The organism is Stenotrophomonas pictorum JCM 9942 (assembly GCF_001310775.1).
In the GTDB taxonomy this organism is placed as follows: Bacteria; Pseudomonadota; Gammaproteobacteria; order Xanthomonadales; family Xanthomonadaceae; genus Stenotrophomonas; species Stenotrophomonas pictorum.
In genome coordinates this window covers 1-23,394 of sequence record NZ_BAZI01000010.1, presented here as the reverse complement: position 1 = coordinate 23,394, position 23,394 = coordinate 1, and the positions used below count along the sequence as shown (strand labels likewise).

The following is a 23,394-nucleotide window of genomic DNA, read 5'->3' as shown; positions in this document are numbered from 1 at the left end:
GGCGCGGTGGGCGCCGACCACGCGCCGCAGCAGGCGCTGGATGCCTTCCGGCGCGACCAGTCCCACCTGTACCTCGTTCAGGCCGATCACATAGGGCTTGGCCGGATCGGCGCTTTGCGCCATCACCCGGTAGTCGCAGCACAGCGCCAGCACGCAGCCGCCGGCAGGGGAGTGGCCGGTCAATGCCGCCACCACCGGGATGCGGCTTTCGGCGATCACCCGGGCGGCGCCGAAGAAGGCCTGCCAGCTGTCCAGCAGCTTGTGCCGGTCATTGCCGTGGCCGAGCAGGTGGGGCACATCCATGCCGCCGGTGAAGATACGCTCGCTGCCGGACACCACGATGCCCTGCACATCCTCGGCAATCGCCTGGTTCAGGGCGGCGATCAGGGCGCGGCACAGCTCGGTATCCAGCGCGTTGACCGGCGGTCGCGCCAGGCGCAGTTCGCGGATCGGGCCATGGTTGATCACTTCGATGAGCGTGGTCATGCTGCGGCTTCTCGTACGGCAGGGAGTTGTGGTTTCGATGATAACCAAACCATTCGTGTGCGTACTGTTGGCCGTGTGTGCGTCCAGTGCCGCCGCACAAACCCCGGCGCCGGCCTGCGTGACCATTAGCGGTGGCTGGGTGCGTCTACCGCCGGGTACGATGCCGATGGCCGCCGGTTATGCCCGCATCCGCAACGACTGCAGCGCTGAGGTGGTGGTGGTGGGCGCGGACAGTCGCGTGTTTGCCGAAGTGTCATTGCACGAAACCACGCGGGTGGACGGGGTCAGCCGGATGCGAGAGATCACGCGCCTGCCGGTGCCGGCCGGCAGGGGGGTCGAACTGGAGCCCGGCGGCCTGCACCTGATGCTGATGCGACCGGAGTTGGCGCTGACCGAAGGGGGGCAACTGCCGCTGCGGTTGCGTCTGGCCGATGGCAGCACGGTGGAGGGCCGTTTGCAGGTCAGGCGGCAGGCGCCGCCGCGGCCGTAACGACCGGGCGGTGCCAGTCGTGGGAGTCGGCGTGGAAGGGGCTCATGATGCGGTGCTCCGCAGGACCGCTTATCGGGTATCCGAACTGCATGAAAAAGCCGCCCGGCGGGCGGCTTTTGCGGTGTGCGGGTGTGGGGGAGGCGTCAGCTCGAGGCGTTGCGGATGGCCTCGGGCAGTGGCGCGCTCCTGCCGGTCTGCGTGTCCATCCACACCACCACCACGTTGCCGTCAGAGTACAGCTTGCTGCTGTCCTGCTGATCGATGATGCGGTGGCCGATGGTCACGCTGCTGGTGCCCAGCCGCTCGACGAACAGCTCCACGACGATGTCGTTGGGCCAGACGATGGGCAGGCGGTAGTTGATATTGGTGTTGGCCACCACCGGGGCGATGCGGTCGGTCATCGAGACGCCTTCCACGCCCTGCATCCAGCGCACACGCGCTTCTTCCAGATAAGACACATATTTGGCGTTGTTGACGTGGCCCATCGCGTCCATGTCGCGCCAGCGCACGCTGATCGGCACGCGGGCCAGCTGTTTGGGTTCAGTGCTCATCAGTCCGTCTTCTTCTTGCTGGGGGTTGCTGCTTTCCTGGTTGCGGTCTTCTTGACCGGCTTTTCCTTGCGCGGTGGGCGCGCATCGGGCTTGTTGGCCACGGCGGCCGGTTGTTCGGGACGCGCACAGGTGGAGGGCAGCATCCGCGCCAGGAACTGGCCGGTGTAGGAATCCGGGTACGCGGCCACGTCTTCCGGCGTACCGGTGACCAGGATGGTGCCGCCGCGGTGGCCGCCTTCCGGGCCCAGATCGACGATCCAGTCGGCGGTCTTGATCACGTCCAGGTTGTGCTCGATCACCACCACCGTGTTGCCCTCGTCGCGCAGCTTGTGCAGCACGCCCAGCAGCGCTTCGATGTCGTGGAAGTGCAGGCCGGTGGTCGGCTCATCGAGGATGTACAGGGTGCGGCCGGTATCGCGGCGCGACAGCTCCTTGGACAGCTTCACGCGCTGCGCCTCACCGCCGGACAGCGTGGTCGCGCTCTGGCCCAGCTTGATATAGCTCAGGCCCACGTCCACCAGCGTTTCCAGCTTGCGGGCGATCGACGGCACCGGCTCGAACAGCTTCAGCGCATCCTCGACGGTCATTTCCAGCACGTCGTTGATGTTGTAGCCCTTGTAGAGGATCTCCAGCGTCTCGCGGTTGTAGCGCTTGCCATGGCAGACATCGCACGGCACGTACACATCCGGCAGGAAATGCATCTCGACCTTGATCAGGCCATCCCCCTGGCAGGCCTCGCAGCGGCCACCGCGCACGTTGAAGCTGAAGCGGCCCGGCGAATAGCCGCGCGCACGCGCTTCGGGCACCTGCGCGTAGAGCTCGCGCAGCGGCGTGAACAGGCCGGTGTAGGTGGCCGGGTTCGAGCGCGGGGTACGGCCGATCGGCGACTGGTTGATGTCCACCACCTTGTCGAACAGGTCCAAGCCCTCGACCTCCCGGAACGGGGCGACCGGATGCGAGGCGCCATTGATCTCGTTGGCGGCCAGCGAGAACAGGGTGTCGTTGATCAGGGTCGATTTGCCCGAGCCGGACACGCCGGTGACGCAGGTCAGCAGGCCGGAGGGAATATCCAGGTCGACATCTTTGAGGTTGTTGCCGGTGGCGCCGCGCAGGTGCAGCGTCATCTTCGGATTGGGCGTGTGCCGGCGCGCGGGAATCTCGATGGCGCGCTTGCCCGACAGGTACTGGCCGGTCAACGAGCGCGGCGCATCGAGGATGTCCTGCAGCGTGCCCTGGCCGACGATCTCGCCGCCATGCACGCCCGCGCCCGGGCCAATGTCCAGCACGTAGTCGGCCAGGCGGATCGCATCCTCGTCATGCTCGACCACGATCACCGTGTTGCCCAGATCGCGCAGGCGGGTAAGGGTACCCAGCAGACGCTCGTTGTCGCGCTGATGCAGGCCGATGGACGGCTCATCGAGCACGTACATCACGCCCACCAGGCCGGCGCGATCTGCGAGGCCAGCCGGATGCGCTGGGCCTCGCCGCCGGACAGGGTGTCGGCCTTGCGCTCCAGGGTCAGGTAATCCAGCCCGACATCGACCAGGAAGCCGAGTCGCTCGCCGATCTCCTTGACGATCTTGGTGGCGATCTCGCCGCGCCAGCCGGGCAGGCTCAGCTCGCTGAAGAAGCGCTTGGCCTCGTCGATCGGCAGCACCGCGATTTCCGGCAGTGGCCGGTCGGCGACGAACACATTGCGCGCGGCCTTGTTCAGGCGCGCGCCCTGGCACTCGGGGCAGGCCCGTTCGCTGATGTACTTGGCCAGTTCCTCGCGCACCGCCGGCGATTCGGTTTCCTTGTAGCGGCGTTCGAGGTTGGGGATGATGCCCTCGAAGCGGTGCTTGCGCTGGCTGCGGCCGCCGGCCTCGGTGAAGTAGGTGAACGTGATGCTGTCCTCGCCACTGCCGTACAGCACCGCCTTGCGCACATGCTCGGGCAGGGACTGCCACGGGGCGTCCACGTCGAAATCGTAGTGCTTGGCCAGCGAGGCGATCAGCTGGAAGTAGTAGGCGTTGCGCCGGTCCCAGCCGCGCACCGCGCCGGCTGACAGTGACAGTTCCGGATGTACGACCACGCGCGCCGGATCGAAGAACTCGGCCATACCCAGACCGTCGCAGCCCGGGCAGGCCCCGACCGGCGAGTTGAACGAGAACAGGCGCGGTTCCAGTTCCGGCAACGCGTAGTCGCAGACCGGGCAGCTGTACTTGGAGGAGAACAGCTGCGGTTCGGCATCGGCCGCCTCCAGGCTTTGCACCGAAGCCATGCCATCGCCCAGTTTGAGCGCGGTCTCGAAACTTTCGGCCAGCCGTTGCTTGATGTCCTCGCGCGGGCGGAAGCGGTCGATCACCGCCTCGATGGTGTGCTTCTGGCGCAGACCCAGTGGCGGAACTTCGTCGATCTCATACAGCTCGCCGTCGACCCGGACACGCACAAAGCCCTGTGCGCGCAGCTGGTCGAACACCTGCACATGCTCGCCCTTGCGCTCGCGGATCACCGGTGCCAGCAGCATGTAGCGCTGTTCCGGATCCAGTGTCAGCACTTGGTCCACCATCTGGCTCACCGTCTGCGCCTCCAGCGGATAGCCGTGGTCCGGGCAGCGCGGGCTACCGACGCGGGCGTACAGCAGGCGCAGGTAGTCGTAGATCTCGGTGATGGTGCCCACGGTCGAGCGCGGGTTGTGCGAGGTGGACTTCTGCTCGATCGAGATCGCTGGCGACAGGCCCTCGATGTGGTCCAGATCCGGCTTCTCCATCACGCTCAGGAACTGCCGCGCATAGGCCGACAGCGACTCGACATAGCGGCGCTGACCTTCTGCATAGATCGTGTCGAACGCCAGCGAGGACTTGCCCGAGCCGGACAGGCCGGTGATCACGATCAGCTTGTCGCGGGGCAGGTCGAGGTCGATGTTCTTGAGATTGTGCGTCCGCGCACCGCGGATGCGGATGAAATCCATCGCCATGGGAAATCCGATTTGGACTGCTGCCGGCGGGGCCGGTAACAGGAGGTGTGGGGGCGTCGCTGACGGCAGCCAGTCAGCCTAGCGAGCTTGTGATTTGGGGGCAATTGCCGGATTCCCCAGAGCGGGCAGGCCGGCATCCGGCGCTGTTCAGGCGATGGACAGTCAGAGCGGGCGGCGACTTGACCCGAACCTGTTGCGGCCAGTAAAATCCCGCTCCTGTCCGCCCTCGATGGCGGGCACGGCGACCACAATAACTACAGAGGAAGTCTGGTCATGTACGCAGTTCTGGTAACTGGCGGTAAGCAGTACCGCGTCGCGCAGGGTGAAACCCTCCGCGTCGAAAAGCTCGAAGTCGAAGCCGGCAGCGAGATCAAGTTTGACAACATCCTGATGCTTGGCGATGCCGATGGCATCAAGCTGGGTGATGCGCTGAAGGGTGCTTCGGTAACCGCCAAGGTCGTGTCCCACGGCCGCGCCGACAAGGTCCGGATCATCAAGTTCCGTCGCCGCAAGCACCACATGAAGCGTCAGGGTCACCGTCAGTACTACACCGAAATCGAAATCACCGGCATCGCCGGCTAATTGCTAAGGAGAATTCGTCATGGCACATAAAAAAGGCGTAGGTTCCTCGCGCAACGGTCGCGATTCCAACCCGAAATACCTCGGCGTCAAGATCTTCGGTGGCCAGGCCATCGAGGCCGGCAACATCATCGTGCGTCAGCGCGGCACCCAGTTCCATCCGGGTACCGGCGTCGGCCTGGGTCGCGATCACACGCTGTTTGCGCTGGTCGATGGCAAGGTTGAGTTCTCGGTGAAGGGTGCCAACAAGCGCCGTACCGTCAGCATCGTCGCAGAAGCTTAATTTCGCAGGTGCAAGCGCCCATACTCCGGTGTGGGCAGCTGACGAAAGCCCCGCTTAGGCGGGGTTTTTCGTTGGCGGAAATCCGTTGTGAGGGCTTGCAGCCCTGTTTTCCCCGGGGTGGCCGGGATCGTTAGAATTTGCGGTCGGGCAATGTGCCTGCCGCCATCAGTAGGCAACCAGAATCATGAAACTTGTAGACGAAGCGGAGATCCAGGTCATCGCTGGCAACGGCGGTAACGGCTGCGTCGGCTTTCGCCGCGAGAAGTTCATTCCGCTGGGCGGCCCGGATGGCGGTGATGGCGGTGACGGCGGCAGCGTGTGGGTCCGCGCCGACGAGAACCTGAACACCCTGGTCGATTTCCGCCATGACCGCATCTTCAGGGCGCAGCGTGGCGAAAACGGCATGGGGCGCCAGATGTATGGCAAGGGTGGCGAGGATCTGACCATTACCGTGCCGGTGGGGACGGTGGTGATAAACGTCGATACCGATGAGGTGATCGGCGATCTGACCCGGCATGGTGATCGTCTGCTGGTGGCCAAGGGCGGCAAGGGTGGCCTGGGCAACATGCATTTCAAAAGTTCGACCAACCGCTCGCCGCGGCAGTCGCTGCCGGGCGAGGAGGGCGAGGAGCGCCTGCTCAAGCTGGAGCTGAAGCTGCTGGCCGACGTTGGTCTGCTCGGGTTCCCGAATGCCGGCAAGAGCACGTTGATCCGTGCGGTTTCGGCGGCGACGCCGAAGGTGGCGGACTATCCTTTCACAACGCTGTACCCGAACCTGGGTGTGGTGAAGGTCGAAAATTACCGCAGCTTCGTGATTGCCGACATTCCGGGCCTGATCGAGGGTGCGGCCGATGGTGCGGGCCTGGGAGCGCAGTTCCTGCGTCACCTGCAGCGCACCCGCCTGCTGCTGCATCTTGTGGATATCTCGCCGATGGAGGGTGGGGTCGACGGGGTTTCGCCGGTCGAGCAGGTGCGTGCCATCGAGCGCGAGCTCGGCAAGCATGATCCGGAGTTGCTGCAGAAGCCGCGCTGGCTGGTACTGAACAAGGCCGACCTGATGTTCGAAGATGAAGCGCAGGTCGCGGCCGAGCAGATTGTCAAAGAGTTGGGCTGGACCGGGCCGTGGTATCTGGTGTCGGCGCTGGGGCGTGAGGGCACCTGGCCGATCATGAAGGACATCATGGCGTTCTTCGACCAGCAGAAACTGCTGGAGGCCGAGGCGCGGGACGCGGCGCTGTAAATTGCCCGGGCGGCTGGATCCGGTTTCCCTGCTGCCATCACCTATGAAAAACCCGGCTGCTGGCCGGGTTTTTCATGTGGCAATCCTGGGGTTGTCCGCCCGCGCGTGCGCAGGTGCTTGCAACGTTGGGGTGGTGTGTCCTGATCTGCTTCGGGCGCGCTGCGCCTGTGGCCCGGCTTGGCTTTTGGCGTTGTAGAGGCGGATTTCAGGCAATAAAAAACCCGGCTTGGGCCGGGTTTTTCAAGCCGGAAGCCTTGCGGCTTCTGGTGGGCTCGCTATTCAGGCAGCCTTGAGGGCCTTGATGCGGTCATTCAGGCGGCTCTTATGGCGGGCAGCCTTGTTCTTGTGGATCAGGCCACGCGCGCTGAAGCGATCCAGAATCGGCTGGGCGACAGCGAAGGCGGCTTCGGCGCCGGCGGCATCGTTGGCGTCCAGCGCCTTGATCACTTTCTTGACAGCGGTGCGCAGCATCGAGCGCTGAGCCACGTTGCGCGCGTTGCGCACGACGGTCTGCTTGGCGCGCTTCTTGGCGGACTTGATATTGGCCACGGTGGTGGTTTCCTGAAAATCGGTGTGGTGGGAACAGCAAGCACGCAAGTATGATGGTGGTCAGGGCGAACGTCAAGTCAGGTTGTCAAGGGGAAGTTTAGTGAGCGGCTGGTTGCTCAGATCCACCGCGGTTTTCAGCGCAATGACCTTTCTTTCGCGCATCAGTGGCCTGGTCCGCGACCAGATCTATGCGCAGGTGTTTGGTGCCAGTGCGGCGATGGATGCGTTCGTCATCGCATTCAGGATTCCCAACTTCATGCGCCGGCTCTCCGCCGAGGGCTCGTTTTCGATGGCGTTCGTGCCGGTGCTGGCCGAGTACAAGGCCAAAGGGGATCACGCCGCCGTCAAGGCGCTGGTGGACCGGGTGGCGGGTGTGCTGGCTGCGGTTCTGCTGGTTGCCACGGCGCTGGCGATTTTCCTGGCGCCGTGGGTGATGCGGGTGTTCGCACCGGGGTTCGAGCCCGGTAGCGAACAGGCGCGGCTGGCGACGTTGATGCTGCAGATCACCTTTCCCTATGCCCTGTTCATTTCATTGGCCTCGCTGGTCGGCGGGGTGCTGAACAGCTATCAGCGTTTCGCCATTCCGGCGCTGTCGCCGATCCTGCTCAATCTGTCGATGATCGCCGCCGCATTGTGTCTGGCGCCGCAGATGCAGGCGTGGGGGTTCGAGCCGGTGCTGGCGCTGGCCTGGGGTGTGCTGGTGGCCGGGATCCTGCAGCTGGGCTTCCAGTTGCCCTCACTGGCGCGCCTGGGTCTGCTGCCCCGGCCCCGGCTGGATGTCGCCCATGCCGGGGTGCGCAAGATCATGAAGCTGATGGTGCCCACGCTGTTCGGTTCGTCGGTGGCGCAGGTCAACCTGCTGTTCAACACGCTGGCGGCCTCGCTATTGATGGGGGGCAGTGTTACCTGGCTGTACTACAGCGACCGGCTGCTGGAGTTTCCGCTGGGCATGTTCGGGGTCGCCATCGGTACGGTGATCCTGCCGCATCTGTCCAGTCGTCATGCGGCGGCCGATCCGGCGGGTTATTCGAAGGGACTGGACTGGGGCTTCCGGCTGTGCCTGCTGATCGGCATCCCGGCCTGTCTGGGGCTGGTGCTATGCGCGCAGCCGTTGCTGGCGACCCTGTTCCAGTACGGCCGGTTCACCGAGCAGGACATGCGCATGAGCAGTCTGAGCCTGATGGCGCAATCGCTGGCGGTGCCGGCCTTCCTGCTGGTGAAGGTGCTGGCGCCGGCGTTCTATTCGCGGCAGGACACCCGCACCCCGGTCAAGGCGGCGCTGGCCTCGATCGCGATCAATGTCCTCAGCACCGTCTTGCTGTTCGCGATGATGCTCCGGTTCAGTCCGATGGGGCAGGCGGCGTTGGCGGCGGCCGGGGGTGACTGGCTGGAGGCGCTCAAGCGCGTGGAGGGCGCGCATGCCCTGCTGGCACTGGCCATTGCAGTGGCTGGCTGGGCCAATGCGTTGCAGCTGTGGTGGTATCTGCGCAGGGCGCGGGTGTACCAGCGGCAGCCGGGCTGGGGTCGCTTTCTACTGCAGCTGCTGGTCGCCAGTGTGCTGATGCTGGTGGCGGTGCTTGCGCTACGGCTGCTTTGGGTCGACTGGACGCCGTGGGCATGGTGGGAGCGCGGCTGGCGCCTGGCGGTGCTGGTGGGCAGTGGTGGCGCGGTGTACGCCGCCGGCTTGCTGCTGATGGGCTACCGGCCCCGCGAGCTGCGTGGCCAGTAAGCCGACAGCGCGGCCCGCACCGTTATACTTCCGGGCTACACACGACAGAGCCGGCCCGTGTGGGTCGGATCCGGATGGAATGAGCAGGCTTTTTAGAGACGTCGACGGCGGGGTGTTGTTCCCGCAGGGAAGCGTGGTCTGCATCGGTGCTTTCGACGGCCTGCACCTGGGCCACCGGGCGCTGGTGCGCCATGCAGTCGCCCGTGCCCGTGCGCTGGGAGTTCCGGTTGTGGCACTGGCCTTCGAGCCGCTGCCGCGCGAGTTCTTCGCCAAGGGCAACCCGCCGCCGCGGCTGATGCTGGCCCGGGACAAGGTCGGTGCGCTGCGCGGGCTGGGTGTGGACAGCATCGGCCTGCTGCGGTTCGACGCGAAGATGGCTGCGACCTCGGCCGAGGATTTCGTCCGCCAGATGCTGGTGCGGCGGTTGTGCGCGCGCGAGGTCTGGATCGGCCCCAAATTCCACTTCGGCAACCGCCGTGGCGGCGATATCGCGCTGCTGCAGGCGATGGGCGCGGAACTGGGCTTTGTCGCCGGTGAGATCGAGCCGGTTCACCTGAACGGCGAGCGCATTTCCAGCACCCGTATCCGCGAGCTTATCGTGGCTGGCGAGTTTGCCCATGCCGGCGATCTGCTGGGGCATCCATACGCCATCGGAGGCCGGGTCGTGCGCGGGAAGCAGCTCGGACGCACCCTGGGCTTTCCCACGGCCAATTTGCGTTTTCCGAAAACACCCGCACTTTCTGGTATCTACGCCACCTGGGTGCACGGCGTGTTCGAGCAGCCCTGGCCGTCGGTGTCGAGCTTCGGCACGCGCCCGACCGTGCAGGGAGTGGAGCCGCTGCTGGAAGCCCATCTGTTCGATTTCCAGGGCGACCTGTACGGCCGCCATATCGAAGTGGAATTTGTCGCCAAGCTGCGCGATGAAGAGAAATTCAATGATCTGCCGGCGTTGACCGCGCAGATGCACCGCGACGCCGAACAGGCGCGTCGCATCCTTTCCGAACACAGATTGCGAGCCACCGCGTGAGCCAGGATTACAAAGCCACCCTCCATCTGCCGGCAACGGAATTTCCGATGCGTGGCGACCTGCCCAAGCGTGAGCCGGGCATCCTGGCGCGTTGGGAAGAGCAGGGCATTTACGCGCAGCTTCGCGAGAACGCGAAGGGCCGTCCGCTGTTCGTGCTGCACGACGGCCCGCCGTATGCCAATGGCCAGATCCACCTGGGCCATGCGGTCAACAAGATCCTCAAGGACATCATCGTCAAGTCGCGTTACCTCGACGGCTTCGATGCGCCCTACATCCCGGGCTGGGATTGCCACGGCCTGCCGATCGAGATCGCGGTGGAGAAGAAGTGTGGCAAGGTGGGCGTCAAGCTCGATGCCGAGCAGTTCCGCCAGAAGTGCCGCGAGTACGCCGAAGAGCAGATCAACCTGCAGCGCGCTGATTTCAAGCGCCTGGGCGTGATCGGCGATTGGGAAAACCCCTACAAGACGCTGAGCTTCGACTTCGAGGCCAATGAAATCCGTGCGCTGGCCAAGATCGTGGCCAACGGTCACCTGGTGCGCGGCGCCAAGCCGGTGCACTGGTGCTTCGACTGCGGCTCGGCCTTGGCCGAGGCGGAAATCGAATACCAGGACAAGACCTCCCCGGCCATCGACGTGGCCTATGCCGCGCGTGATTCCAAGGCGCTGGCGGCCAGTTTCGGTGTCGAGCTGCCGGCCGGTGTGGAAGTGGCCGTGCCGATCTGGACCACCACGCCGTGGACGCTGCCGGCTTCGCTGGCGGTGTCGCTGGGTGCGGATATCGAATATGTGCTGGTCGAAGGCCCGGCCCACAACGGCCAGCCGCGCTGGCTGGTGCTGGCCTCGGCGCTGGCCGAGCGTTCGCTGTCGCGCTATGGCGTGACCGACATGGTCGTGCATGGCCATGCCAAGGGCTCGGCGCTGGAGAACCAGCTGCTGGCGCACCCGTTCTACGCCAGCCGCGACCTGCCGCTGCTCAACGGCGAGCACGTCTCCGATGCCGACGGTACCGGTGCGGTGCATACCGCGCCCGGCCATGGTCAGGAAGACTTTGCGGTCAGCCAGCAGTACGGCTGATGGACAAGTACAACGCCGGCCAGGTCAATCCGGTCGATGGCCGCGGCGTCTACCTGCCGTCGACGCCGCCGGCCGGTACGGTCGAACTGGCCGGCCAGCACCTGTGGAAGGCGCAGCCGCTGATCGTCGAGGTGCTGCGTGAGAGCGGCGCATTGCTTGCCTTCTTCGAAATCCAGCACAGCTATCCGCATTGCTGGCGTCACAAGACGCCGGTGGTGTTCCGCGCCACCCCGCAGTGGTTCATCTCGATGGACAAGGCCAACCTGCGCAATGACGCGATGGCGGCCATCGACAACGTCGGCTGGTTCCCGAGCTGGGGCAAGGCGCGTATCAGCAACATGGTCGACGGTCGCCCGGACTGGTGCATCAGCCGCCAGCGCACCTGGGGCGTGCCGATTGCCTTGTTCACCCACCGCGAAACCGGTGAGCCGCACCCGCGCAGCGTCGAGCTGATGCGGCAGGTGGCCGACCGTGTGGAGCGGGGCGGCATCGACGTCTGGTATTCGCTGGACGCCAGCGATCTGCTCGGCGATGAAGCGGCGCAGTACGAAAAGGTCACCGACATCCTCGATGTCTGGTTCGACTCCGGCGTCACCCATGAAGGCGTGCTGCTGGCACGTGGCTACGGCAAGCCGGCCGACCTGTACCTGGAGGGCTCGGACCAGCACCGCGGCTGGTTCCAGTCCTCGCTGCTGACCGGCGTGGCCATCGACAAGCACGCTCCGTACAAGCAGTGCCTGACCCACGGTTTCACCGTGGACGAGCACGGCCGCAAGATGTCCAAGTCGCTGGGTAACGGCATCGAGCCGCAGGAAATCATGCGCACCCTGGGCGCGGACATCCTGCGCCTGTGGATCGCCTCGGCCGACTACAGCAACGAGATGTCGCTGTCGCAGGAAATCCTCAAGCGCAACGCCGACGCCTACCGTCGTCTGCGCAACACCGCGCGCTTCCTGCTCGGCAACCTGGACGGTTTCGATCCGGCCCAGCATCTGCTGCCGCTGCAGGACATGGTGGCCCTGGACCGCTGGATCGTGCATCGCGCGTTCGAGTTGCAGGAGAAGATCAAGGCCGCCTACGCCAACTACAACATGGCCGAGATCGTGCAGCTGCTGCTGAATTTCTGCAGCGTGGATCTGGGCTCGCTGTACCTGGACGTGACCAAGGACCGCCTGTACACGATGCAGGAAGATTCGCGCGGCCGTCGTTCGGCGCAGACGGCGATGTTCCATATCGCCGAGGCGTTCGTGCGCTGGGTGGCCCCCATCCTGACCTTCACCGCCGAAGAGCTGTGGGGTTACCTGCCGGGCAAGCGTGTCGACAACGTGCTGTTCACCACCTGGTACGACGGCCTGGCGCCGCTGCCGGCCGATGCTCAGCTGACCGCTGCCGATTTCGACCAGCTGCTGGCGCTGCGCGAGCAGGTGTCCAAGGTGCTGGAGCCGATGCGCGCCAACGGTGCCATCGGTGCCGCGCTGGAAGCGGAGATCACCGTCGCCGCCAACGAGGAACAGGCCGCTCGCTGGCAGCCGCTGGCCGAGGAGCTGCGCTTCCTGTTCATCAGTGGCGATGTCAGCGTGCGCCCGGCGACCACCGACGAGGTGTTTGTCAGCGCGCAACCGACTGGCAAGTCCAAGTGCGTGCGTTGCTGGCATTACCGCGCCGATGTCGGTTCGGTCGAGGCGCATCCGGAGCTGTGCGGCCGGTGCGTCACCAACATCGAGGGGGCCGGTGAAAGCCGGCGGTGGTTCTGATGTCGGCTGCGCGTCCCAAGCCCGATGCGCTGATCTGGCTGCTGGTTTCAGCAGCCGTGATCGGTCTGGACCAGTGGAGCAAGGCGTGGGTGCTGTCCAGCCTGCCCGAGTTCACCGCTGTGCCGGTGATTGACGGGTTCTGGAACTGGTACCGCACCTACAACACCGGCGCCGCGTTCAGCTTTCTCAGTGACGCCGGCGGTTGGCAGCTGTGGTTCTTCACCTTTCTGGCAGTGGCGATCAGTGGCCTGATGGCCTTCTGGCTGTCGCGCACGCCACGCGCCAACTGGCGCAGCGCGTTGCCGTACGCGCTGGTGATCGGCGGCGCCGTGGGCAACGTTATCGACCGCCAGATCCACGGCCACGTGATCGACTTCATCCAGTGGTACGTCGGCAACCATTATTGGCCGTCGTTCAATATCGCCGATTCGGCGATCGTTGCCGGCGCCATCGGCATCGCCCTGTCGGGGCTGTTCGAAGGCAAGTCCAGCCCAAAAGCCGGATAATTCCTCCCTGTTTCACCGAAACCGGCCGTCGCCGGCCGGAGTATTTGACTGATGGACGTTCTGCTCGCCAATCCCCGTGGTTTCTGTGCCGGTGTCGATCGCGCCATCGAGATCGTCAAGCGTGCGATCGAGACGCTGGGTGCGCCGATCTACGTGCGCCATGAAGTGGTGCACAACCGGTTTGTGGTGGACGACCTGAAGGCGCGCGGTGCCATCTTTGTCGAAGAACTCGACGAAGTGCCGGACGGCAATACCGTGATCTTCAGCGCGCATGGCGTCTCGCAGGCGGTGCGCGCGGAAGCCGGTCGCCGTGGCTTGAAGGTGTTCGACGCCACCTGTCCGCTCGTGACCAAGGTGCACCTGGAGGTCGCACGCCATTGCCGGGCCGGTCGCGATGTGGTGCTGATCGGCCATCAAGGCCATCCGGAGGTCGAGGGCACCATGGGCCAGTGGAACCGCGAGAACGGGGTCGGCCACATCTATCTGGTGGAAAGTGTCGAGGATGTGGAGGCCTTGCAGGTCTCGCAGCCGGAAAACTTCGCCTACACCACCCAGACCACGTTGTCGGTGGATGACACCCGCGCCGTGATCGATGCCCTGCGCAAGCACTTCCCGGCGATCCAGGGGCCGAAGAACGACGACATCTGCTATGCCACGCAGAACCGCCAGGATGCGGTGCGCGAACTGGCTTCGCAGTGTGATCTGGTGCTGGTGGTGGGCTCGGTGAACAGCTCCAATTCCAATCGCCTCAGTGAGCTGGCCCGTCGCGAAGGCGTGGAGTCGTATCTGATCGATGGTGCCGAGGAGATCGACCCGCAGTGGGTCGCCGGCAAGCAGCGCATCGGCCTGACCGCGGGGGCCTCGGCGCCGCAGGTGCTGGTGGATGGGGTTATCGCCCGTCTGCGTGAATTGGGCGCAGCCAGCGTCCGCGAGCTCGATGGTGAGCCTGAATCGATGGTGTTCGCGTTGCCCAAGGAGCTGCGTCTACGTTTGATCGATTGACCGGGCACATCACGTTCACTTAGAATTCGCGCCTTCGCCGGAATAGCTCAGTTGGTAGAGCGGCGCATTCGTAATGCGTAGGTCGTAGGTTCGATTCCTATTTCCGGCACCAGTAAACAAGAACGCCGACTGTCCGCAGTCGGCGTTCTTGTTTTTACGCGCCGCGTGCGTCTGGTGCGACAACATGTCGCATGCCGGAAATGGCGATTCTTGTGCGAAATCATTGTCAACGGCTTTCTTAAGCAGTGCGTGAAGGCCTAAAATTGCGGGGCTGAAATCTGGCAGTCCTGTGTACGTGTTCCCCCCGGCGGGCAATCCCCGGGTGGTCGTCCGCGCAAGTGCGCTAAGGGGTTGTCGGGCTGAGCACTCCCTCGCAATTGGATCGACCGATGATTCCGTTGAAAACTCTTGGACGCATGCTGCGTCCGGGCTTAATTGTCGCGATGGCCGTCTTGATGACGGGCTGCGACTGGTCCTTGTTTGACCCCAAGGGTCATATCGCCCGTGAAGAACTCACGCTGCTGATCACCTGTACGGTGCTGATGCTGCTGGTGGTGATTCCGGTGATCATCATGACGCTGGTGTTTGCATGGAAGTACCGTGCCAGCAATACCAGTGCCCGTTATGAGCCGAAGTGGTCGCATTCCACCGCCATCGAAGTGGTGGTGTGGTCGATCCCGTGCATGATCGTGCTGGTACTGGCGGTGCTGACGTGGCGTTCTTCGCACGCGTTGGATCCGTACAAGCCGCTGGAATCGGACAAGAAGGCCATCACCATCGAGGCGGTTTCGCTCGACTGGAAGTGGCTGTTCATCTATCCGGAAGAAAACGTGGCTGTGGTCAACGAGCTGACCTTCCCGGTCGGTGCGCCGCTGAACTTCAAGCTGACCTCCGATACGGTGATGAATGCGTTCTTCATTCCGCACCTCGGCAGCATGGTGTACTCGATGGCGGGCATGGAAACCAAGCTGCATCTGATTGCCGATGAAGCCGGCTCGTTCGATGGCATGTCATCGCATTACAGCGGTGCGGGTTTCAACAAGATGCATTTCAAGGCCCATGCCGTTACCGATGAGCAGTACCAGCAATGGTTGGCCAAGGTCCGTGCCGAAGGTTCGGTGCTGGATCAGGCCTCGTTGACCGAGTTGGGTGCCCAGAAGAACCACGACTGGTTCCCGGTGACCTACTACGCCAGCACGCAGGCGGGCCTGTTCGACGCGATGATCGCTCGGCACATGGGTGACAACCATCACTACGGTATGAAACACGACCGTAGCGATGCCGCGGCAAATGGCGTGAGCCATGAAGGTCACGATGCCGGCGATACCGCACCGCAGGCTGAACACCACTCAGGCGAGCACGCTGCAGCCGGTCATGCCGGTCACAGCGGCTCGGGAGAATGACAATGTTGGGAAAACTCTCGTTTGAGGCGATTCCACACGACCCGATCATCATCACCACCTTGATCGGCGCCACGCTGGTCGGTCTGCTGGTGCTGGCGCTGATCACCAAGGCGAAGTTGTGGGGTTATCTGTGGAAGGAGTGGTTCACTTCGGTGGATCACAAGAAGATCGGCGCGATGTACCTCATCGTCGCTTTCGTCATGTTGCTGCGCGGCTTTGCCGACGCGATCATGATGCGCACGCAGCAGGCAATGGCTGCCGGCGGAAATGAAGGTTTCCTGCCGCCACATCACTACGACCAGATCTTCACCGCCCATGGCGTGATCATGATCTTCTTCGTGGCGATGCCGCTGATCACCGGCCTGATGAACCTGGTCGTGCCGCTGCAGATCGGTGCGCGCGACGTTGCGTTCCCGTTCCTGAACTCCCTCAGCTTCTGGCTGTTCATGGCAGGCACCGCCCTGATCATGATCTCGCTGGGCGTGGGTGAGTTTGCCGCGACCGGCTGGCTGGCGTTCCCGCCGTTGTCGGGGCTGGAGTACAGCCCGGGTGTGGGTGTGGACTACTACATCTGGGGTCTGCAGGTTGCCGGTCTGGGTACGACGCTGAGCGGCATCAACTTCCTGGTGACCATCCTGAAGATGCGTACCCCGGGCATGCCGCTGATGAAGATGCCGGTGTTCTCCTGGACCGCACTGGTCACCAACGTGCTGATCATCGCCGCGTTCCCGGTGCTGACCATCACCCTGGTGCTGCTGACCCTGGACCGCTACCTGGGCATGCACTTCTTCACCAACGATGCTGGCGGCAACGCCATGCTGTACATCAACCTGATCTGGATCTGGGGTCACCCGGAGGTCTACATCCTGGTGATGCCGGCGTTCGGTGTGTTCTCTGAAGTGATCGCCACCTTCTCGCGCAAGACCCTGTTCGGCTACAAGGGCATGGTCTACGCCACCGCGGCGATCGGCGTGCTGTCGTTCCTGGTGTGGCTGCACCACTTCTTCACCATGGGCTCGGGTGCCAACGTCAATGCCTTCTTCGGCATCACGACGATGATCATCTCGATCCCGACCGGCGTGAAGATCTTCAACTGGTTGTTCACGATGTACCGTGGCCGCGTGCACTTCACCTCGCCGGTGCTGTGGACGATCGGTTTCATGGTCACCTTCGTCATCGGCGGCATGACCGGCGTGATGCTGGCGATTCCGGCGATCGACTTCGTGTTGCACAACTCGCTGTTCCTGATCGCGCACTTCCACAACGTCATCATTGGCGGCGTGGTGTTCGGCATGTTTGCCGGTATCACCTACTGGTTCCCGAAGATGTTCGGCTTCAAGCTGGATGAGACCTGGGGCAAGCGTGCGTTCTGGTGCTGGTTCATCGGTTTCTATGTCGCCTTCATGCCGCTGTACGCACTGGGCTTCATGGGTGTCACGCGCCGTCTGCAGAGCTATCCGAACACCGACCACCAGCCGTTCTTCATCGTGGCGATGATCGGTGCGTTCATCATCGGCGCGGGCATCCTGTGCCAGTTCATCCAGATCATCGTGTCGATCCGTGATCGCAAGAAGAATGTGGACCTGACCGGCGATCCGTGGGACGCCCGTACCCTGGAGTGGGAGACCACTTCTCCGGTGCAGTTCTACAACTTCGCTGTATTGCCGAAGGGTGAAGAGCTGGATGATTTCTGGGAACGCAAGCAGCGTGGCGAAGCCTGGCCGAAGCCGGCCAAGTACAGCGATATCCACATGCCGCGCAACACCGGCGCCGGTGTCGTGATCGGTGCCTTCAGCCTGGTGTTCGGTTTCGCGATGATCTGGCACATCTGGTGGCTGGCCATCGTTGGCCTGGTCGGCATGATCGCCAGCTTTATCGTCCGCACCTTCGACAAGGACGTGGATTACTGGGTGCCTGCGGCTGAAGTCGAACGTATCGAGAATGAGCACCGCAAGCACCTGATCGCTCAGGGGCTGGTGAAGACCGAGGTGAAGGCATGAGCACAAACGCCCACACGATGACCCACGGTTCGGCCGCAGACGCGGCCGGCCATGAGCACGAGCACCATCACGACGCCGGCGAAAGCACCGTTTTCGGCTTCTGGGTGTACCTGATGAGCGATCTGCTCATCTTCGCCACCCTGTTCGTGACCTATGTGGTTCTGGCCGGCGCGACCAATGGTGGCCCGGGTGCCAAGGAACTGTTCGACCTGAAGTTCGTGGCCGGTGAAACCGCGCTGCTGCTGGTGTCCTCGCTGACCTTCGGTCTGGGCATGATCGCCATGCACCAGAAGAAGATGGGCCAGATGTTCGGCTGGCTCGGCTTCACCTGGCTGCTGGGCGCCGGCTTTATGGCCATGGAAATCTGGGAGTTCAATCACCTGGTGCACCAGGGCTATGGCCCGGACCACAGTGCGTTCCTGTCGGCGTTCTTCGCGCTGGTCGGCACCCACGGCTTGCACGTGACCGCCGGCCTGCTGTGGCTGCTGGTGATGTTCGTCCAGCTCAAGCAGAACGGCCTGACCGAGACCAACAAGACCCGCATGGCGTGCCTGAGCCTGTTCTGGCACTTCCTGGATCTGGTCTGGATCGGCGTGTTCTCTGTCGTCTATCTGTCGGGAGCCCTCTGATGTCCGCACATGACAATCACGACCATGCCGCCGGTGGCTCCAGCCACGGCAGCGTCAAGTCCTACCTGACCGGCTTCGTGCTGGCGGCAGCGCTGACCATCATCCCGTTCTGGGCGGTGATGAGTGGCGGCCTGTCCTCGACCTTTGCCACCGCCATGGTGATTCTGGTCGCCGGCGTGCTGCAGCTGCTGGTGCACCTGGTGTTCTTCCTGCACCTGGACCGCTCCTCGGCCGCACGCTGGAACGTCAATGCAGGTCTGTTCACCCTGGTGGTGATCGGCATCATTCTCGCCGGCACGATGTGGGTGATGTGGAACATGAACTACCACATGATGCACTGAGTGGGCTGACGCTCCTCGCCGACAAAGGCCGCCGCAAGGCGGCCTTTGTTTTTTCCGGCAGCGGGGCGATGCTGTGCGAAAAAAGGGGGGGGTGCGATGGGCGGACGCAAGGTGCTGACGGCAGGAATCGTGATCGCCGCCGCAGGCGCGATCCTGGGGGGTATGGCGGGTGGTGCCTGGCTGCCGCTGCACTACGTAGGCAAGCCACTGGCGACACTGCTGATCCTGGGCGTGGCGGCCACCGCGGTCGATGCCGACAGACGGTATCGCCGGTGGATTGTGCTGGGGCTGGTGTTCTCGCTGATGGGCGATGTATGGCTGATGCTGCCCGGGGACTATTTCGTCGCCGGGCTGATCGCGTTCCTGCTGGCGCATCTGGCTATATCAGCGCCTTCCTGCCGGGGTTGCATCGGCGCGCGGCGCTGCCGGCGGCGTTGTGCCTGGCTGCGTACGCGGTGGGGTATGTGTGGCTGCTGTGGCCCTATCTGCCCGCTGCGTTGCGACTGCCGGTGCTGGTTTACGTGGGGGTGCTGGCGTTGATGGCGATCGCGGCCCTGGGGCGGCGCCTGCAGCAGCCGGTGCGTGGTGCGTCGCGCGACTCGAGCGGTCGGGCGGCGCTGGGGGGAGTGCTGTTCATCGCCAGTGATTCGGTACTGGCCTGGGACCGCTTCACCGGTGGCGTGCCGCTGGCCCTGTTGCTGGTTCTGTCCACTTACTACCTGGCGCAATGGTGCATTGCCTGTTCGGTCTCAGCCAGCGCGAATCGCCCGCGCTAAAGTAGCCGGCCATCCCTTCACGGAACCGGCAATGGCCAAGACCCAGAGCAAGGCCCGCACCGCGTATGTCTGCGGCGAATGTGGCGCGGAGTACAGCAAGTGGCAGGGCCAGTGCACCGAGTGCGGCGTCTGGAACGTGCTCAGCGAGATCGTGCTGGAAAGCGCGGCGGCGGCGAAATCGCCGGCCTCGCGCCGCAGTGGCTGGGCTGGCAAGGTCGAGGCGCCGAAGATCACCGCGCTGAAGGATGTCCAGCAGACCGATCATCTGCGTGTGTCCACCGGTATCGGCGAGTTCGACCGGGTGCTGGGTGGCGGTCTGGTCGAAGGCGCAGTGGTGCTGGTGGGGGGAGATCCGGGTATCGGCAAATCCACGTTGCTGTTGCAGGCGGTGGCGAAGATGGCTGGCACGCTGCCGGTGCTCTATGTCACTGGCGAGGAGTCGCTGGCGCAGGTGGCCGGTCGCGCAGTACGTCTGGACCTGCCGCTGGAAGGCGTCAATGCACTGGCTGAAACCGGCGTCGAGCACATCCTGCAGCACGCCGCCAGCGCACGCCCGAAGTTGATCGTGGCCGACTCGGTGCAGACCCTGTGGACCGAGACGGTGACCGCCGCGCCCGGTTCGGTCAGCCAGGTGCGCGAGAGCGCCGCCCGTCTGGTGCGCTTCGCCAAGGAGACCGGTACCGCCGTGTTTCTGGTCGGGCATGTGACCAAGGAAGGCGGCATCGCCGGGCCGCGCGTGCTGGAGCACATGGTCGATGCAGTGCTGTATTTCGAAGGTGAGAGCGGCAGCCGCTTTCGCGTGCTGCGCGCGTTCAAGAACCGCTTTGGTGCGGTCAACGAGCTCGGGGTATTCGCGATGGGGGAAAAGGGCCTGAAGGAAGTGCCCAATCCCTCGGCTATCTTTCTCTCCGGTGGCAGTACCCGACAGCCGGGCAGCTGTGTGATGGTCACGCGCGAGGGCACCCGTCCCTTGCTGGTGGAGGTGCAGGCGCTGGTGGATTCCTCGCCGTTGTCCAATCCGCGCCGGGTAGCGGTAGGGCTGGAGCAGAACCGGCTGGCGATGCTGCTGGCGGTATTGCACCGGCATGGGGGCGTGCTGGTTGGTGACCAGGACGTGTTCGTCAATGTGGTCGGAGGCATCCGCGTGCAGGAAACCGCGGTGGACCTGCCGGTGCTGCTGGCGGTGCTGTCCTCGCTGCAGGACCGGCCGCTGGCCGACAAGACCATCGCCTTCGGCGAGGTCGGCTTGTCCGGGGAGATCCGGCCCGTGCCCAATGGCGAGGACCGGCTGCGCGAGGCGGCCACGCATGGTTTCAAGCGTGCCATCGTGCCCAAGGCCAACGCGCCCAAGGCCGGATCGGTCAAGGGCATGGAAGTGATCGCGGTGGAGCGTCTGTCGCAGGCACTGGAAGCGGCGGCGGAATGACGTCGCCGCAATCGATCAGCCGCGTTTGAGCACCAGTTCGATGACGAATTGGCTGCCGAAGAAGGCCAGCAACAACAGCACCATCGCGCTCAGTGTCCAGTGCACGGCCTTGATGCCACGCCAGCCATAACGGCGCCGGCCGATCAGCAAGGTGCCGAACACGATCCACGACAGCACGCTGAGCACGGTCTTGTGCACCAGCTTCTGCGCCAACAGGTTGTCGACGAACAGCACGCCGGTGAGCAGGGTCAGGGTCAGCAGGCTGAAGCCTACGGTGATCGTGCGGAACAGCAGGGTTTCCAGGTCCGCCATCGGTGGCAGCGCACGCAGCCAGGGGCGGAACTCGCGCTGCCGCAGTGCGCGTTCCTGCAGCCACAGCATCATCGCCAGCAGCGCGGCGATACTCAGCGTGGCATAGGACAGCAATGCCAACCACGCATGGGTGGCCAGCTGCCAGCCAGCGCCTTGCTCGGTGCATGCCCGTAGCTGTGGTAGATGACCAGCAGGATCGCGGCCAACGGAAACGCCACCACGCCCAGTGCCGCCATGCGTCCGCGTGCACCCACCAGAGTCGTCAGCAGCGCCATGCCCAGCCCGACCAGCGACAGTGCGGCGAAGAAGTGCATGTCCGGGCCGCCGACAGTGTTCAGCGCCACCAGCACGTGATAACCGGCGTGCAGGACTTCCGCGGTGACGGCCGGGACGAGCCAGCCGCGCGGTGGAGCGCTGGCGCCGGCTGTCAGTCCGCGGATCAGCAGGCCTGTAGCCAATAGGTAGAGCAGGGCGGCAATGAGAACGATTGTCATCGCAACAGTTTCGCATACGGGCCTGCCGCTGGCGATGCGAACCGGCGATCGCGGCGAGGGGTCGTTATACTTGCCCACTCTGTTTCCACGATTTCCGCAGGTTCCGCCGCATGTTCGAGTCACTGACCCAGCGCCTTTCCGGCACCATCGAGCGCCTGCGTGGGCGCGGCCGTTTGACCGAGGAAAACATCCGCGAGGCCACCCGCGAGGTGCGCATCGCCCTGCTGGAGGCCGATGTCGCCCTGCCGGTGGTGCAGGCGCTGGTCGAGAAGATCAAGATCCGTGCGGTCGGTCAGGAAGTGCTCAAGTCGCTGACCCCGGGCCAGGCGCTGATCAAGGTCGTGCGCGACGAGCTGACCGCGGTGATGGGCTCGCAGGCGTCCGATCTGAACCTCAATGTGCCGGCGCCGGCCATCATCCTGATGGCGGGCCTGCAGGGTGCGGGCAAGACCACCACCGTGGGCAAGCTGGCCAAGCACCTGAAGGAAAAGCGCAAGAAGAAGGTGATGGTGGTCTCGGCCGACGTCTACCGTCCGGCCGCCATCGAGCAGTTGAAGACGCTGGCCGACCAGGTCGGCGTACTGTTCTTCCCGTCCAGCCCGGAGCAGAAGCCGGTGGACATCGTCCGCGCCGCCATCGATGACGCGCGCAAGTCCTTCGCCGATGTGCTGCTGGTCGATACCGCCGGCCGTCTGGCCATCGACGAAGCGATGATGGCCGAAATCCAGGCCCTGCATGCCGCGGTCAACCCGGCCGAGACCCTGTTCGTGGTCGATGCCATGACCGGCCAGGACGCGGCCAACACCGCCAAGGCCTTCGGCGAGGCGCTGCCACTGACCGGCGTAGTGCTGACCAAGACCGACGGTGACGCCCGTGGTGGTGCCGCGCTGAGCGTGCGCTACATCACCGGCAAACCAATCAAGTTCACCGGTACCGGTGAAAAGGTCGACGGCCTGGATGTGTTCCATCCGAGCGTGTGGCCAGCCGCATCCTCGACATGGGCGACGTGCTGTCGCTGGTGGAGCAGGTCGAGCAGCAGGTCGACAAGGACAAGGCGCAGAAGCTCGCCGAGAAGGTCGCCAAGGGCAAGAAGTTCGACCTGAACGACATGCGCGACCAGTTGGAGCAGATGCAGAACATGGGCGGCATCGGTGGCCTGATGGACAAGCTGCCGGGCCTGGGACAGATCCCCGAGCACCTCAAGGCGCAGGTCAGCCAGAGCAAGGAAGTGCCACGCATGATCGCCATCATCAACTCGATGACCAAGAAGGAGCGGCGCAATCCGGGCCTTCTGAACGGTTCGCGTCGTGCCCGCATCGCGCGCGGCTCCGGCACCCAGCCGGCCGACGTCAACAAGCTGATGAAGCAGTACATGCAGATGGAAAAGATGATGGGCAAGCTGGCCGGTGGCGGCATGAAGGGCATGATGCGCAACATGAAGGGCATGCTCGGCGCCATGGGGGGGCGTGGCGGCCTGCCGTTCCGCTGGATCCGGCCGACGGCGGGGCGCTGCAGGCCGCGCAGGGAGCCTGCGATAACGCGTGCCCGTGGTTTCCCCACACCTGTATAGGGTTTTGTAATGACTCCCGGTATCCGGCAGCGCGTTGATCGTTTCTGCCAGCGCTTCGGCGTTGGCTTGCCGGTGCTGCTGGCGCCCATGGCAGGCGCCTGCCCGGTGTCGCTGTCGGCGGCGCTGACCAATACCGGCGGCATGGGCGCGATGGGCGCGGTGCTGTCCACGCCGGAACAGATCGGCCAGTGGATGGCGGCGTTCCGCGCGCAATC

The 23,394-nt window shown here is 64.3% G+C and carries 16 protein-coding genes, 1 tRNA gene and 6 pseudogenes; 18 read left to right on the top strand and 5 right to left on the bottom strand.

What is annotated here, in order from left to right; all coding sequences use genetic code 11:
• Positions 1-486: enoyl-CoA hydratase/isomerase family protein (locus JCM9942_RS01625; protein ID WP_172675022.1), on the bottom strand; the 486-nt coding region annotated here is incomplete at its 3' end.
• A 37-nt stretch (positions 487-523) separates the two neighbouring features.
• Here JCM9942_RS01625 and JCM9942_RS01620 point away from each other — a divergent pair.
• Positions 524-976 carry a copper chaperone PCu(A)C gene (locus JCM9942_RS01620; RefSeq protein WP_054657105.1) on the top strand — a complete coding sequence of 151 codons (453 nt, stop codon included), beginning with the start codon at positions 524-526 and terminating at the stop codon, positions 974-976.
• Positions 977-1,119: 143 nt separating this feature from the next.
• Here the strand turns inward: JCM9942_RS01620 and JCM9942_RS01615 are convergent, their stop codons facing one another.
• Together JCM9942_RS01615 and uvrA are read right to left on the bottom strand one after the other, a co-directional pair.
• Entirely contained in the window at positions 1,120-1,527 is a 408-nt protein-coding gene (locus JCM9942_RS01615) for an acyl-CoA thioesterase (RefSeq protein ID WP_054657103.1), read from the bottom strand.
• A pseudogene (gene uvrA / locus JCM9942_RS01610) lies at positions 1,527-4,486 on the bottom strand (excinuclease ABC subunit UvrA). Before uvrA ends, JCM9942_RS01615 begins: the two are co-directional and overlap by 1 nt.
• Positions 4,487-4,759: 273 nt before the next feature.
• Between uvrA and rplU the strand changes: the two are divergent.
• The 3 genes from rplU (at position 4,760) to obgE (ending at position 6,588) form a co-directional block, all read left to right on the top strand.
• A complete protein-coding gene (gene rplU, locus JCM9942_RS01605; RefSeq protein WP_054657101.1) occupies positions 4,760-5,068 on the top strand; it encodes a 50S ribosomal protein L21 in 309 nt (102 codons plus the stop codon).
• A gap of 19 nt (positions 5,069-5,087) precedes the next feature.
• Positions 5,088-5,348 (top strand): 50S ribosomal protein L27, encoded by a 261-nt coding sequence (rpmA, locus tag JCM9942_RS01600; protein ID WP_054657099.1) that lies wholly within the window; start codon positions 5,088-5,090, stop codon positions 5,346-5,348.
• Positions 5,349-5,532: 184 nt separating this feature from the next.
• Entirely contained in the window at positions 5,533-6,588 is a 1,056-nt protein-coding gene (gene obgE, locus JCM9942_RS01595) for a GTPase ObgE (protein WP_054657097.1), read from the top strand.
• Positions 6,589-6,867: 279 nt separating this feature from the next.
• Here obgE and rpsT read toward each other — a convergent pair whose 3' ends face one another.
• Positions 6,868-7,137, bottom strand: a complete 270-nt coding sequence (gene rpsT / locus JCM9942_RS01590) for a 30S ribosomal protein S20 (protein ID WP_005408560.1) — start codon at positions 7,135-7,137, stop codon at positions 6,868-6,870.
• 112 nt (positions 7,138-7,249) lie between these two features.
• On the opposite strand from rpsT, the gene murJ reads away from it, so the two are divergent.
• The 12 genes and pseudogenes from murJ (at position 7,250) to radA (ending at position 20,803) form a co-directional block, all read left to right on the top strand.
• Positions 7,250-8,866: a murein biosynthesis integral membrane protein MurJ gene (murJ, locus tag JCM9942_RS01585; protein ID WP_083468364.1), complete on the top strand. Its 1,617-nt coding sequence runs from the start codon at positions 7,250-7,252 to the stop codon at positions 8,864-8,866.
• Between the two features lie 79 nt (positions 8,867-8,945).
• The gene (locus JCM9942_RS01580; protein WP_054657093.1) at positions 8,946-9,893 is read left to right on the top strand and encodes a bifunctional riboflavin kinase/FAD synthetase; all 948 of its coding nucleotides are present in this window, start codon (positions 8,946-8,948) and stop codon (positions 9,891-9,893) included.
• A pseudogene (gene ileS, locus JCM9942_RS01575) lies at positions 9,890-12,720 on the top strand (isoleucine--tRNA ligase). Before JCM9942_RS01580 ends, ileS begins: the two are co-directional and overlap by 4 nt.
• Positions 12,720-13,226, top strand: coding sequence for a signal peptidase II (gene lspA / locus JCM9942_RS01570; RefSeq protein ID WP_054657091.1), 507 nt, complete (start codon positions 12,720-12,722; stop codon positions 13,224-13,226). Before ileS ends, lspA begins: the two are co-directional and overlap by 1 nt.
• Before the next feature lie 51 nt (positions 13,227-13,277).
• Positions 13,278-14,228 (top strand): 4-hydroxy-3-methylbut-2-enyl diphosphate reductase, encoded by a 951-nt coding sequence (ispH, locus tag JCM9942_RS01565; protein ID WP_054657089.1) that lies wholly within the window; start codon positions 13,278-13,280, stop codon positions 14,226-14,228.
• Between the two features lie 36 nt (positions 14,229-14,264).
• A tRNA-Thr gene (locus tag JCM9942_RS01560) sits at positions 14,265-14,340 on the top strand.
• 277 nt (positions 14,341-14,617) lie between these two features.
• On the top strand, positions 14,618-15,631 hold the full coding sequence (gene cyoA, locus JCM9942_RS01555) for a ubiquinol oxidase subunit II (protein WP_054657087.1): 1,014 nt from the start codon (positions 14,618-14,620) through the stop codon (positions 15,629-15,631).
• A gap of 2 nt (positions 15,632-15,633) precedes the next feature.
• A complete protein-coding gene (cyoB, locus tag JCM9942_RS01550) occupies positions 15,634-17,631 on the top strand; it encodes a cytochrome o ubiquinol oxidase subunit I (RefSeq protein WP_054657085.1) in 1,998 nt (665 codons plus the stop codon).
• The gene (cyoC, locus tag JCM9942_RS01545) at positions 17,628-18,260 is read left to right on the top strand and encodes a cytochrome o ubiquinol oxidase subunit III (protein WP_054657083.1); all 633 of its coding nucleotides are present in this window, start codon (positions 17,628-17,630) and stop codon (positions 18,258-18,260) included. Before cyoB ends, cyoC begins: the two co-directional genes overlap by 4 nt.
• On the top strand, positions 18,260-18,601 hold the full coding sequence (cyoD, locus tag JCM9942_RS01540; RefSeq protein WP_054657081.1) for a cytochrome o ubiquinol oxidase subunit IV: 342 nt from the start codon (positions 18,260-18,262) through the stop codon (positions 18,599-18,601). Before cyoC ends, cyoD begins: the two co-directional genes overlap by 1 nt.
• 96 nt (positions 18,602-18,697) lie before the next feature.
• Positions 18,698-19,377 (top strand): annotated as a pseudogene (locus JCM9942_RS01535) (lysoplasmalogenase).
• Between the two features lie 31 nt (positions 19,378-19,408).
• Positions 19,409-20,803, top strand: coding sequence for a DNA repair protein RadA (gene radA, locus JCM9942_RS01530; RefSeq protein WP_054657078.1), 1,395 nt, complete (start codon positions 19,409-19,411; stop codon positions 20,801-20,803).
• Between the two features lie 15 nt (positions 20,804-20,818).
• Here the strand turns inward: radA and JCM9942_RS01525 are convergent.
• Positions 20,819-21,609: pseudogene (locus JCM9942_RS01525) on the bottom strand (cytochrome C assembly family protein).
• A gap of 110 nt (positions 21,610-21,719) precedes the next feature.
• On the opposite strand from JCM9942_RS01525, the pseudogene ffh reads away from it, so the two are divergent.
• Both ffh and JCM9942_RS01515 read left to right on the top strand, forming a co-directional pair.
• Positions 21,720-23,095: pseudogene (ffh, locus tag JCM9942_RS01520) on the top strand (signal recognition particle protein); the annotation flags it as partial.
• Between the two features lie 93 nt (positions 23,096-23,188).
• Positions 23,189-23,394 (top strand): annotated as a pseudogene (locus JCM9942_RS01515) (nitronate monooxygenase); the annotation flags it as partial.